12 protein-coding genes are annotated in these 12746 nt (G+C 68.5%); 6 read left to right on the forward strand and 6 right to left on the reverse strand.

What is annotated here, in order from left to right:
• Window positions 1-17: 17 nt before the first annotated feature.
• The gene (locus EAT49_RS14195) at window positions 18-1019 is read left to right on the forward strand and encodes a hypothetical protein (protein ID WP_123642960.1); all 1002 of its coding nucleotides are present in this window, start codon (window positions 18-20) and stop codon (window positions 1017-1019) included.
• Window positions 1020-1172: 153 nt separating this feature from the next.
• Here the strand turns inward: EAT49_RS14195 and EAT49_RS14200 are convergent, their stop codons facing one another.
• The 3 genes from EAT49_RS14200 to EAT49_RS14210 all read right to left on the reverse strand — a co-directional run bounded on the left by EAT49_RS14200 (window position 1173) and on the right by EAT49_RS14210 (window position 4692).
• Window positions 1173-2543: a glutamate--cysteine ligase gene (locus EAT49_RS14200; protein ID WP_123642961.1), complete on the reverse strand. Its 1371-nt coding sequence runs from the start codon at window positions 2541-2543 to the stop codon at window positions 1173-1175.
• A gap of 195 nt (window positions 2544-2738) precedes the next feature.
• Entirely contained in the window at window positions 2739-3104 is a 366-nt protein-coding gene (locus EAT49_RS14205; RefSeq protein WP_123642962.1) for an HIT domain-containing protein, read from the reverse strand.
• 10 nt (window positions 3105-3114) lie between these two features.
• Window positions 3115-4692: a DUF5928 domain-containing protein gene (locus EAT49_RS14210; protein ID WP_123643100.1), complete on the reverse strand. Its 1578-nt coding sequence runs from the start codon at window positions 4690-4692 to the stop codon at window positions 3115-3117.
• A gap of 166 nt (window positions 4693-4858) precedes the next feature.
• Between EAT49_RS14210 and EAT49_RS14215 the strand changes: the two genes are divergently transcribed.
• Entirely contained in the window at window positions 4859-5674 is an 816-nt protein-coding gene (locus EAT49_RS14215; protein ID WP_123642963.1) for a sulfotransferase family protein, read from the forward strand.
• Between the two features lie 106 nt (window positions 5675-5780).
• Window positions 5781-6518, forward strand: coding sequence for a hypothetical protein (locus tag EAT49_RS14220; protein ID WP_123642964.1), 738 nt, complete (start codon window positions 5781-5783; stop codon window positions 6516-6518).
• A 1-nt stretch (window position 6519) separates the two neighbouring features.
• Here EAT49_RS14220 and EAT49_RS14225 read toward each other — a convergent pair whose 3' ends face one another.
• From EAT49_RS14225 to nth, 3 genes are all read right to left on the reverse strand, one after another.
• The gene (locus tag EAT49_RS14225; RefSeq protein ID WP_123642965.1) at window positions 6520-7887 is read right to left on the reverse strand and encodes a metallophosphoesterase; all 1368 of its coding nucleotides are present in this window, start codon (window positions 7885-7887) and stop codon (window positions 6520-6522) included.
• A 300-nt stretch (window positions 7888-8187) separates the two neighbouring features.
• Complete coding sequence (locus EAT49_RS14230; protein WP_123642966.1) at window positions 8188-9177, reverse strand: adenosine kinase; 990 nt, start codon at window positions 9175-9177, stop codon at window positions 8188-8190.
• Entirely contained in the window at window positions 9174-9821 is a 648-nt protein-coding gene (nth, locus tag EAT49_RS14235) for an endonuclease III (protein ID WP_123642967.1), read from the reverse strand. Before nth ends, EAT49_RS14230 begins: the two co-directional genes overlap by 4 nt.
• Before the next feature lie 137 nt (window positions 9822-9958).
• Between nth and EAT49_RS14240 the strand changes: the two genes are divergently transcribed.
• The 3 genes from EAT49_RS14240 (at window position 9959) to EAT49_RS14250 (ending at window position 12644) form a co-directional block, all read left to right on the forward strand.
• On the forward strand, window positions 9959-10804 hold the full coding sequence (locus tag EAT49_RS14240; protein WP_123642968.1) for a methylated-DNA--[protein]-cysteine S-methyltransferase: 846 nt from the start codon (window positions 9959-9961) through the stop codon (window positions 10802-10804).
• 235 nt (window positions 10805-11039) lie between these two features.
• Window positions 11040-11699 carry a YiaD family glycine zipper/OmpA-like lipoprotein gene (locus tag EAT49_RS14245; RefSeq protein ID WP_123642969.1) on the forward strand — a complete coding sequence of 220 codons (660 nt, stop codon included), beginning with the start codon at window positions 11040-11042 and terminating at the stop codon, window positions 11697-11699.
• A 177-nt stretch (window positions 11700-11876) separates the two neighbouring features.
• A complete protein-coding gene (locus tag EAT49_RS14250; RefSeq protein ID WP_123642970.1) occupies window positions 11877-12644 on the forward strand; it encodes a FadR/GntR family transcriptional regulator in 768 nt (255 codons plus the stop codon).
• Window positions 12645-12746: the final 102 nt, after the last annotated feature.

The raw sequence follows: 12746 nt of genomic DNA on the forward strand, positions 1-12746 counted from the left end.
ATGCGGTGAGGCAGACCATGTCCGAGCCCGACCCCCAGGACCGCAGTCCCCTCGCCGCCAGCTCGCGGCCCATCGGGCGCGGACTGTCCGCCGTGGAGATCGGGGCCGCGGCGCTCGGCGTGATCTGGCTCCTGTTCGCGGGCACTGCCGCTCTGCGCGGCCCCTCGGAGGCGGGAGGCGATCCCCTGCGCCCGGTGCTGGGCCTCTTGGCGGTGGCCCTGCCGCTCGCGGTGATCTGGGTCGGCGCCATGACCTATCGCTCGGCCCGCATCGTGCGGTCGGAAAGCGCGCGGCTCCAGGCCGCCGTGGACGCCCTGCGCAAGACCTACGTCGAGGAGCGCCAGCAGCGCGGGGCGGGCAAGCCCGATCCGGCGCTGGAGCGCCGTCTGGGCGAGCTCGTGCAGGAGGTCCGTGCCCTCGGCGCGGCGCTGGCGCGGCCGCCCCTGCCCGAAGAGTCCCGGACTGCGGTGCGCGCGGCTGCGGCGGAGACACCCGAAGAAGCCCAGCCCGCCCTCGGGCTCGTGTCGCCCGAGGAGGCGACGGCGCCGCCCATCGCGATCCCCGACCTGATCCGCGCGCTCAACTTTCCGGACACCGCCGAGGATTCCGAGGGGTTCGCCGCCCTGCGCCTCGCGCTCCAGAACCGCTGGACGCGGCAGCTCGTCCAGGCCAGCCAGGACGTGCTCACGCTGATGAGCCAGGACGGCATCTACATGGACGACCTGCGGCCCGATCCGGCACGGCCCGAGATCTGGCGCCGCTTCGCCGCAGGCGAACGGGGCCGCGCGGTGGCGGCGCTCGGCGGGGTTCGGGACCGGCGGAGCCTCGAGATCATGGGAAGCCGGATGCGCGAGGACACCATCTTCCGCGACGCCGCGCACCATTTCCTGCGCCGCTTCGACCAGATGCTCGTCGAGTTCGACAAGGCCGCCACCGACGAGGAGATCCTCGCCATGGCCGACACCCGCACCGCGCGCGCCTTCATGCTCCTCGGCCGGGCGATGGGCACGTTCGATTAGGGGTCGCCGTTCGGTCCGGATGGCGGGTTGAAAACCCACCCTACGCGGGTCCGGTGGGAATGGTGGGTTGGAAACCCACCCTACCCGAGAGAAGCCCTGTCGGCCTCGGGCTCGCCCGTAGGGTGGGTTTTCAACCCACCGACCCGCCCCCGCTCAATAGCTGTAGTCCCCGTAGATCCGCGTCAGATCCTCGCCCCACGGCCCGTGATACTGTTCGAGAAGCTCGTCCGCGGGCACCTTTCCGGTCTCGATCGAATCCTCGAGCGCATGGAGGAAATGCCGTTCGTCCGCGACCATGCCGCCGAGGCCGGGGCGGGCGCGGGCCTTCAGGCCCTCGCGGGCGATTCCCACAACGTCGCGGGCGATGTCGAGCATCCTCTGCCCTCCCACGTTCGCCTGCAAGCCATCGACCGAAGCCGCCACGCGCCAGGCTTCCCGCGTCTCTGCGTCCCAGCTCTTCGCCAGATCCCAGGCGGCATCCAGCGCCGTGCGGTCATAGGTCAGCCCGACCCACAAGGCGGGCAGGGCGCAGAGCCTGCGCCACGGCCCGCCGTCCGCGCCGCGCATCTCGATGTATTTCTTGACACGCGCCTCGGGGAAGATCGTCGTCAGATGATCTGCCCAGTCCGATAGGGTGGGCACCTCGCCAGGCAGGGCGGGCAGGCGGCCGTCGAGGAAGTCCCGGAACGACTGGCCCAGCGCGTCGATGTAGCGCCCGTCGCGGTAGACGAAATACATCGGCACATCGAGGGCGTAATCCACCCAGGCCTCGAAGCCGAAGCCGTCCTCGAAGACGAAGGGAAGCATCCCCGTCCGCGCCGGGTCGAGATCGCGCCAGATGCGGCTGCGCCAGGACTTGTGGCCGTTGGGTGCGCCCTCGAAGAAGGGCGAATTGGCGAAGAGCGCGGTCGCCACCGGCTGCAGCGCCAGCGCCACGCGCATCTTCTTCACCATGTCCGCCTCGGAGCCGAAGTCGAGGTTCACCTGCACGGTGCAGGTCCGGTACATCATCTGCGTGCCATGGGTGCCGACGCGGCCCATGTAGTCGGTCATCAGCCGGTAGCGGCCCTTGGGCATACGCGGCATCTGCTCATGGGTCCAGATCGGCGCGGCACCGAGGCCGATGAAGCCCGCGCCGATCCTCTCGGCCACGTCCTGCACTTCGCGCAGGTGCTCGTTCACCTCGTCGCAGGTCTGGTGGATGGTCTCCAGTGGCGCACCCGAGAGTTCGAGCTGCCCGCCCGGCTCCAGGCTCACGTTGGCGTCGCCCTTCCTCAGCCCGATCAGGTGCTCCCCCTCCAGCACCGGAGTCCAGCCATGCCGGTCGCGAAGACCCTCGAGCATCGCGAGCACGGAGCAGCGGCCCTCGTAGGGCAGGGGAAGCAGCGTCTCCCGGTCGAAACCGAACTTCTCGTGCTCCGTGCCGATGCGCCAGTCTGCCTCGGGCTTTGAACCCGATTCGAGCCAGGCGGCCAGCTGGTCACGGCTTTCGATCGGGCCGCCGCCCGATTGTGGGATCGACATGGACGCGGCTCCTTCGGGCGGCTCGTTGCGGGCCAGAGGTGTCCCGAAGCGCGCAGGGTGTCAATGTGCGCCCTTGCGCGGTCGGCCCTGTGCTTTGGCCGGGCTGAAGCCCGGTCTACCCGGGCCGGCCCTGGCGTGACCGTCCGGCATCAACCGTAGGCCGGGCTTGAGCCCGGCCTTCGCTCGCCGCGCGTCTCACCCTGCCGACAGGATCGGCCCGAGCGACCGCCCCGCGAGGACATGAACGTGAAAATGCGGCACTTCCTGCAGGCCGTGCTCCCGCGCGTTGGCGATCAGGCGAAAGCCCTGCTCCACGCCCGCGCCCTCGCAGACTTGCCCGACCGCGCGCCAGAACCCGGCGATCTCGGCATCGCTCGCGGCGGTGCAGAAATGGTCCAGCGTCGCATACGGGCCTTTCGGGATCACCAGGATATGCACCGGCGCCTGGGGCCGGATGTCCCGGAACGCCAGCGCGTGTTCGGTCTCGAGGACGGTGTTGTTGGGGATCTCCCCGCGCAGGATCTTCGCGAAGATGTTCTCGGGGTCGTAGTCGTGTTGCATCGGAGGTCCTTCAGTCGACGAAAAGATGCGGCGTTTCCGCGATATCGCGGGCGACCTCGCCGGAGACCGACAGGAACCGGCCGATCGGGCCCGTGTTGTCGTCCGGGCCCTGCCGGTCGCTGATGCGGTTGTAATGGGCAAAGTTGCTGTCGCGGATCCGTTCGCTTTCGTAGACCACGTCATGCCGGATCGTGGGCAGCAGCCGCTCGATCGCCTCCGGCGAGGCATCCGCTCCGGCAAGGCCGACGCGCTTGGCATGGCCGATCAGGTAGCCGTCGTCGAAGGTGCAGCTGATCTCCAGCAGCCGCGTGGTGGAGCGGTCGGAATAGAAGTCGTGCATAAGGTCGATCGAGGCGGTGTCGAGGCAGATGATGAGCCTGTCGCTCTCGAAATATTCGAACAGCATCCGGATCAGCGCCCGCCTGTGCCGGGTCCGCTTCTCCAGCGTGGACTGGATGCCGCCGAGGTCCGGCAGCCATGTGTCGGCCTCGTTGAACAGATAGTCGATGGCCGGGATGTTGGTGTGGTGCTTGATCGAGCCCAAGAGCCGCTTGGCGACGTGCCATTTCTTGCAGGCGACGATCAGGAGCTCCTTGTCGCGCCCGAGAGAGGTCTCCGTCTCCCAGAAGCGGGGAGCGAAGCGCCGCCCGATCCGGCCGCGACCGGTCAGGAACTGAAAGAGGCGGCGCCCCTCGCCCGAGACGACGAAATCCTGCCGGTCCGAGGCATAGAGATCCCCCAGCCGCTTGCGCAGGTCCTGCGCGTCGGGGCTGATCTTGCGCGCGAACAGCGCGTCCTGGCTCAGCAGCAGGTCGTACTGGTCGTTGTAGAATGTCACCGGCATCCCGTAGTCGGAGAACATCAGGAATGTCAGCGTCCGGCTGATGATTTCCTGCTCGGGCACGAGATGCCTCACGAGGGTCTGGAAATAGGTCTCGTCCGGAATCCAGCTCGTGCGGAAGAACCGCACCACGTCTGGTCGTGCCCTCGCGAAGGCCAGCACCGCCTCGACGGTCCGCCGGCGCAGGCACCACCACTGGCTTCCGATCATCACCTGGAGATCCGCCGGGATACGGCGCCTGAGGCCCAGCCGCCGCTGCGCATCGAGCATCCAGTAGAAGACCTTCTTCTGCGTCCGCTCGTTGAAGATGTGGCGGTAGATCAGCCGCTCTTCCTTGATGCCGGTCTTGATCCAGTCGCTTTCGAAGAAATCGAAGCTCTCGATATAGTCTACGTCCCGCTCGTCGAGGAAGCGGTGGGCATAGGCGGCCGACTTGATGGCCATGCAGTCGCCCGAGACCATGTAGAAATGCGTCGCGCGCGGAAAGGCCTCCACCGCCGCCTCGACCGCGAGGATCGTCGCCTGCACGAGGCTCCATTCTCCCCAGCCGCAGCGGACGCGGCGCCGCGCGAAGGTCACGTTGGGATTGTCCGCGACCTCCGCCCTGACCTGCAGATAGGCCTGTCGCGGCGCCCGCGCGTCCAGATGGATCGAGACGAAATCCCCGACCGCACTGAGCTGCCGCGCCTGCTGCACGATCCCCTCGGGGTTCTTGTGACAGAGTAGAATGAACGCGATCCGCGCCATGGTGTCGTCGACCGTCCCCACTTCGCCTCGGTCCTGCCCTATTAGCGTGAAGGACGATTGAATAGACAGGGTGTGTTTGCGATCTAGGCCGAGGACGCGGCCGCGGGATGCCCGATCGGCACATCCTGCGGCAGAAGGTCCGACAGGGCAGCGAAGGACGGGCGGGATGGGATTTCCGGGAACATGGATGACCGAGAGCGAAAGCGTGGTCTATCGCGTCGTGCCGAAATGCGCCTGCTCGACCATCGGCCAGATCATGTACTATTCGGACCACGGCGCTTTCTTCGAGGGTGACATCCACGACGCGACAGACGGGATGCACAAGTGGGCCTTCGAGACCAGCCAGGACGCCATCTCGGACAATGTCACCAGCCATCGCAGCTATGCCTTCACCTGCGTGCGCAACCCCTACACCCGCATCCTGTCGTCCTTCTTCGACAAGATCTGCGGCATCCAGCGCAACGGCAAGCGCTACCGCGGCAACCTCGTGCCGATGCTGATCCAGAAATACGGGATCGAGGTGGGCGAGGCACCCGATTTCGAGTTCGACCAGATCAAGAGCTTCCGCCGCTTCCTGCTCTTCGCCCGCGACACCATCCGCTGGCGCCGCCCGATGGAGCCCGACATCCACTGGTCCGCGATGTCGGGGCATATCTCCACCTTCATCGTGAACGGCGGCCGCTACGACCACATCTTCTGGACCGAGAAGTTCAACGACGGAATGCAGGTCGTTCTCGACAACATCGACACGCGCCACGACATCCTGTTGGGCGAGATCCCGCGCTTCAACGAAAGCGAGGGCCATGGCCCCAGGCGCGCCCATCCCGTCGAGGACTATTTCGACGATCTCTCGATGCACCTGATGTTCGAGATCTACAAACGCGACTTCCAGCTCTTCAAGTACGATTTCGAGAACCCGGGCAACAAGATGCCCCTGGGCGAGATCGACCTCGACGAGGTCCACGCCAAGCTCGGCGACTGAGGCCGCGCGGCATTCCGGCAACGCGTGCCGCGGTGTCGCGCATTTTCCGGTGGAGCGCCGCGGTAAGGGGCCTATCTGCGGCTCACGACCGGCCGGGGGACTCGAGATGATCGTTCTGATGCTGGGCAGCGCGCCCAACGTGATGGCGTCGCGGGACTGGCCGCGCGCGCCTTTCGACCGGATCGTCGCCATCAACAATGCCTGGCGCGTGCGCCCGGACTGGGACGACCTCGTCTTCCCCGAAGATTTTCCGGTCGCCAACCGCCCCCGGAGCCTGGCCACCGGGCAGCGCCTCGTGGAGGCCGACGCCTTCGTCCCCGCGCAGAACGCCTGGGGCGGTTTTGTCTACGCCGGCGGCACCATGGCCTTCACCGCGGGATACTGGGCGCTCGAGGTGCTGAAGCCCCGGGTGATCGCCTATCTCGGCTGCGACATGGTCTATGGCGGCGGGTCGACGCATTTCTACGGTCGGGGCACCGCCGATCCGCTCCGTGCCGACATCACCCTGCGCTCGCTGGAGGCCAAGGCCACGCGCTTCATGGTCCGGGCGGCGGAGGCAGGAACGGCCGTGGTGAATCTCTCGACCTCGCCCAGCCGTCTCGTCTTTCCCCGCGCCACCCCGGCAACCGTCGCCAAGGCCCGGCCGCAGGTCTTCGACCCGGCCTCGGTCGACGCCGCCCTCTCCCGAGAACGTGCGCTGGGATACATGGTGCCCTCGGGGCGCTACTGGGAAGAGGCCGATCGCTTCGACGCCCACGAGATCGACCGTCTCGACGCGCTCTGGTTCGACGCCGGAGGGATCACGGCCCCGGCCGCAGCCGAAGACCTGCGCGTGGCGTCCTGACCTAGCCCGACGCCAGCGCCTCGGCGACTACCGCCTTCAGCATCAGCCCCGGCGCCTCCTCGAACACGATGTCGGTGGTCCCGAGGTAGCTCTCCTGGTTCATCGCGGTCCATCCGTTGGTCGCGATCCGGTAGGTCGCGCCGGGGTCGATCCCGATCTCGGCGGTGTGGACATAGTCGCCGGTTCGCGCCTCCAGGCTCTCGGCCCGCCACTGGTTCGCCCGGCCCATGATGGCGGTCAGCGTCTCGCCCGACACCTCCGCCGTGCGGATATCCCCGTCGAACCGCACGAAGGCGTCGAAATCGTAACGCGTGAGCGGCCCCGCATCGAGCGGCGCGCCGAAGGTGGTATGGCCGAGAAAGGCCGCATCGGCCTCCGCCGCGGCGCGCACCGCCTCGACGGCCACGAGGATCGAGGCGGGCATGTCGAGAGCGGTCTCTCGGATGGCGATCACCTCGCGGTCCGCATCGGTCAGGTGCTCGGCCAGCACCTCGTCGATCAGCGCCGCGAGCGCCGTGTCGCCGCTGCCCGGCGAGATGGCGCGCAGGTCAGTGGCGACCTCCACGCCGGCCTCCGCCCGGCGCAGGGCATGGACGGCCAGCGTCCGCCCCCAGGCCCCGGTGTGCAGGTAGAGGATCCCCCCGGACTCATGAGTCAGCTCGAGGTGGTCATGGGCGCCGAGCACCACGGTTCCGGGGGCGAGACCGTCCAGCATCGCCTTGTCCGCCGTCACGCCGGCATGGGAGACGAGCACGGGCAGGTCCGCGTCCCCGAGGACGGCCGAGGCGGTCTCGGCCACGAAGCCGGCAGGATCCAGCAGCAGGAGCGAGTCGCGTACCGGCGCGCGGTAGACGAAGGGATTGTCGGTGCCCACGCCGAGAAGCGCGAGCTCGATCCCGCCGAGACCCAGCCGGGTGGAGACGGGGGTAAAGAAGCGGCCCGTGCGACGGTCAATCAGGTTGCCGATCACCGTCGCCCCCGCCCCCGTGGCCCGGGCCACGAAAGAGGCCATGTCGTCGAGGATCGCCGTCTCGTGATTGCCGAGGTTCACGATCACCGGCAGTTCCGCCGCCGCCGCCTCGAGAAAGGCGAAGTCCGCCGCCGCCCCCGACCGCAGCGCCGCGACATTGCCCCGTTCGAAGAGATCGCCGTTCAGGATCAGCGCCGCGGGCACCGGCCCCCGCGCCACCTCGCGGATCGCTTCGAGCAAGGCGGGCAAGCGGGAGTAGGGCGAATGCAGATCGGTGATGGTCAGGAGCACCGCCTCTGCCTCTGTCTGCGCGAAGGCGGGCGCGGCCAGCGCCACGGGGGCGGCGGCAAGGGATTTCAGGACAAGGCGGCGCCCGACAGCGGCTGCGATGGGTTTCATGGCGTAGCTCCTCCGTTCAGGCCTCAGGCTAGCAAACCCGTGTGACGCCCGCTTGTCACCCCCGCAGGCCGGCCTGTTGCCCGCGGGGGATGGGCCGGGTCCTGCGGAGACCACCGCCCCGAGCCGAGGCGGGCTCCGCGCAGTGACTCGCCGCACCCATGAGGCGAGCGGCCCATCGTCCCCCGTGGCGGGAAGAGCCCCCGTCAGGATCGGCGCACGCCTCCCCTCCTCATCTGGCCGAAAATACTCCCTTCGGGAGCGCGGCTGCCAAGTCGCAGGACGTCGGGCAGGCCCGGCCCGTCACATCAGCCCGTGGTTGCGGAACAGCTCCTTGAGGTCCGCCTCGGGCCGCGGCCCGTAATGGCTGATGACCTCCCGCGCCGCGACCGCGCCCATGCGTCCGCAGGTGGCCATGTCATGACCCGTCACATAGCCGTAGAGGAACCCGGCGGCGAACTGGTCGCCCGCGCCGGTCGCGTCCATCGGAACGATCTTCTCCACCGGGACATCCGTCCGCTGGCCCTGCCGGATGATCGACACGCCGTCGCCCGAGCGCGTGCACACGACCAGCGGACAGGCCTCGCCCACCCGCCGCAGGTCCGCGTCGAGATCGTCGTTCTGATACAGCGACCGGATCTCCGCCTCGTTGCCGATGACGAAGTCGAGTTCGTTCTCGATCAACCGCAGGAAGTCCTCCCGGTGACGCTCCACGCAGAACGGGTCGGAAATGGCGATGCCCGCCTTGCCGCCGCCGGCCCGGCAGGTCCGCGCGGCCTTCAGGAAGGCCTCCTTCGAGGCATCCGTGTCGAAGAGATAGCCCTCGAGGAACATGACCTCGGTGTGCCCCGTCACCGCCTCGTCCACCTCCTCCGCCGAGAGCGAGGCGGAAATGCCGAGATAGGTGTTCATCGACCGCTCCCCGTCCGGCGAGACAAAGATCATCGACCGCGAGGTCGGCAGCTCCGCGCCCCTGACCGGCGGGTTCACGAAATCCGTGCCGTCCTCCACCATCGCGTCTGCGTAGAACCGCCCCAGCGTGTCGTCCCTGACCCGCCCGATGAAGGCCGTCCGCAGGCCGAGGTTCCCGATCCCCGCCAGCGTGTTGGCGACCGATCCCCCCGGCGCCTGAGTCCGGTGCGCCATGGCGCCGTAGAGCGTCTCGGCCCGCTCGCGCTCCACCAGCTGCATGATGCCCTTCTCGATGCCCATGTGGGCGAGGAAACTGTCGTCGGCCGAAGAGATCACGTCGACGATGGCATTGCCGATGCCGGTCACCTGGTAGCGTTTCATGTCTCGGTCTTGTCCTCGTAGAGGCAGAGATCCGCGATCGGGCAGATCCCGCATTTCGGTTTGCGCGCCACGCAGATGTAGCGGCCGTGAAGGATCAGCCAGTGATGCGCATGGAGCTGGAAATCCGCGGGCACATGGTCCTCGATGGCCCGCTCCACCGCGTCCACGTCGCGCCCTGGCGCGATGCCGGTGCGGTTGCCCACGCGAAAGATATGGGTGTCCACCGCCTGCGCCGGCTGCCTCCACCACATGTTGAGCACCACGTTGGCCGTCTTGCGCCCCACACCCGGCAGCGACATCAGTGCCGCGCGGGAATTCGGCACCTCGCCGCCGTACTCCTCGACAAGGATGCGACTCAGCCGGATGACGTTCTTCGCCTTGTTGCGGTAAAGCCCGATGGTGCGGATATGCTCGATGACGCCCTCCTCGCCGAGGGCGAGCATCTTCTCGGGCGTGTCGGCGATCTCGAAGAGGCGCTTCGTTGCCTTGTTCACGCCCGCATCCGTCGCCTGGGCCGACAGGGCCACCGCGACCACCAGCGTGAAGGCGTTGACATGATCGAGCTCCCCCTTGGGTTCGGGCTCGATCGCATGGAGCCGGGAGAAAATCTCCCGGATCGCGGGATAGGGCAGCTGCTTGACCATCGCGGGTCGGTATGGCGGGGGCCTACGCCCACGGCAAGCCGAGGCGCGCCCCCATCGGGAGGATTTTCTTCCGGTTGACGCCCCTATGCGCAAGGATCGGGTCGCGCGCGGGCGGGCAGGGGCCTATCCTCAGCGGCATGGAACAGGACAGCTATCATTACGGCGTCGTCGCCCGCGCGATCGAGCTGATCGACGCCGCCCCCCGGCCTCTGTCGCTGGACGAGCTCGCGGCGGAAATGCGCATGAGCCCGGCGCATTTCCAGCGCGTCTTCTCGCAATGGGTCGGCGTCAGCCCCAAGCGCTACCAGCAGTATCTCGCGCTCGGCCATGCGCGTCGCCTGCTGGCGGAACGGCATACGACGCTCGAGACCGCCGAGGCGGTGGGACTGTCGGGTCCTGGCCGTCTGCACGACCTTTTCCTGCGGTGGGAGGCGATGAGCCCGGGCGAGTTCGCCCGCGGCGGGGCGGGGCGGGCGATCCGCTGGGGCTGGTTCCCCAGCCCCTTCGGCCCCGCCCTCGCCATGGGCACCGAACTCGGCCTCTGCGGTCTCGCCTTCGCGGCGGAGACGGGGCCCGAGCCCGCCATGGCGGATCTGAGGTCGCGCTGGCCGGAGGCGGATTATGTCGAGGACCCTGCGGCCCTGCGGGCCTGGGTCGAGTCGGCTTTCGGCGGAACCGGGGAGGTGCCGCTCCTCCTCGTCGGGCGGCCCCTGCAGATCAAGGTCTGGGAGGCACTTCTGCGCGTCCCCTCGGGACATGTCACCACCTATGGCGACCTTGCACGGGTCGCGGGCGCGCCGCGGGCGGTGCGGGCCGTGGGCTCCGCGGTGGGGCGCAACCCCATCAGCCTCTTGATCCCCTGCCACCGTGCCCTGCGCAAATCCGGCGACCTCGGCGGATATCACTGGGGCCTGCCCGTCAAGCGCGCGATCCTCGCTTGGGAATCCGCCCGCGCCGAGGCGACGGAGCCCGAGCCGGCCTGACCGACCTGTCGGGCTGATCAGCGCCCGAGGGCCACCGATCCGCGGGTCTGACAGACGGGCGGGCCCGCGTCGGACCTGCCTTTTTCCCTCCCGCGCCGCGCGGACCCGTCGCCATCCCGGCATGTTGGTGCGCTGGCCGGTCCATGATATTGGCTAACACGACCACACTGGCATAAGGCTAATCGTCAGGGGGGCCGAAAAGGGCCCTTGAGCGGATAACCAGGAACGAGACAGCATGACCCACAAGACCCCTTTCATCGTGACCGCCGCCGCGGCTCTCGCGCTCGCCGGCTGCACCCCGCCCGATCCGACCGGTCCCGACCGCAACCAGACCCGGGACGGTGCCGTGGTCGGCGCGGCGCTGGGCGCCATCGTCGGGGCCGCCACCGCGGGCGACGATCCGCGCACCCGCCGCGAAGCCGCCGTGACCGGCGCCCTGCTCGGCGGTGCCGCAGGTGCCGCCGTGGGCTATTCGCTCGACCGTCAGGAGGCCGAGCTGCGCGCGGCGCTGGGCGACCGCGTGCTGATCCGCAACACCGGTTCGAACCTCGTGGTGACCCTGCCGCAGGACATCCTCTTCGACACCGACAGCGCGACCCTGACCGGTGCGCTGCAGTCGGATCTCCGGGCGCTGGCGCAGAACCTCAACGCCTATCCGGGCACCACGATCACCGTCATCGGCCATACCGACAACGTGGGCGCCGCAGACTACAACCAGAACCTCTCGCGCCGCCGCGCCCAGGCCGTGACCTCCGTGCTGATCTCGAGCGGCGTGGCGCCGGAGCGCATCCGCACCCTCGGCCAGGGCGAAAGCGCGCCGATCGCGGACAACCTGACGCCCGAGGGCCGCCGCCAGAACCGCCGGGTGGAGATCATCATCAACCCGCCGCGCTGATGTCCTTCGGGGTAGGCCGGGCCGAGGCCCGGCCTGCTCGGTCGGTTCGCATGCCTTCATAGGCCGGGCTTCAGCCCGGCCGCCCCTTGCTCCGCCGCACCGGCTTTTTCCCGCGCCCGTTGCCCCGCCGCCCCGCTGGTCATATGTTCTGACCAATCCCCGAGGCGGACCGCATCCATGCCTTTCGAGAAAGTCGTCCCCGAGAAGCTCGCCCAAGGCGTCGTCCGCCAGGTCGAGGAGCTGATCCTTCGCGGCATCCTGCGCCCCGGCGACCGCCTGCCCTCGGAGCGCGATCTCGCAGAGCGGCTCGGCGTCTCACGTCCCTCCCTGCGCGAGGCGGTGGCCGAGCTGCAGGAGCAGGGCCTCCTCACCAGCCGCGCGGGGGCAGGGGTCTTCGTGGCGGACGTGCTCGGATCGGCCTTCTCGCCTGCTCTGGTGCGGCTCTTCTCCACCCACGAGGAAGCGGTCTTCGACTACGTTGCCTTCCGCAGAGACATGGAGGGACTGGCGGCGCAGCGCGCGGCGGAAACGGGGTCCGACACCGACCTTGCGGTGATCGACAGCGTCTTTCGCCGGATGGAGGCCGCCCATGCGAAACGAAACCCGGCCGAGGAGGCGGGTCTCGACGCCGATTTCCACCTCGCCATCATCGAGGCCAGCCACAACGTGGTGATGCTGCACATGATGCGCTCAATGTACGACCTCCTGCGCGAGGGCGTGTTCTACAACCGCGCGATCATGTTCCGCCAGCGCACGACCCGAGACCAGCTTCTCGGCCAGCACAGCGAGATCAACGCCGCGCTTCAGGCTCGGGACGGGGCCGGGGCGCGGACGGCGGTGGAGCGGCATCTCGACTTCGTCGAAGCCGCGCTCCGCGCCCAGGTCCGCGCGGACCGGAACGAGACAGTGGCCGCGAAACGGCTCGAACACGAAGCGCGCCGCTGAGCGCTATTTCCGATTTCCGAAAATCAATCAATGGGTTGAGGCCGTGTCCACATGTGGACGCTTCCAAGGGCTCACGAAAAAAGGGGGGCCGGATTGACCCGT

The sequence above is a fragment of the Histidinibacterium lentulum genome, from assembly GCF_003789055.1.
In the GTDB taxonomy this organism is placed as follows: domain Bacteria; phylum Pseudomonadota; class Alphaproteobacteria; order Rhodobacterales; family Rhodobacteraceae; genus Oceanicola; species Oceanicola lentulus.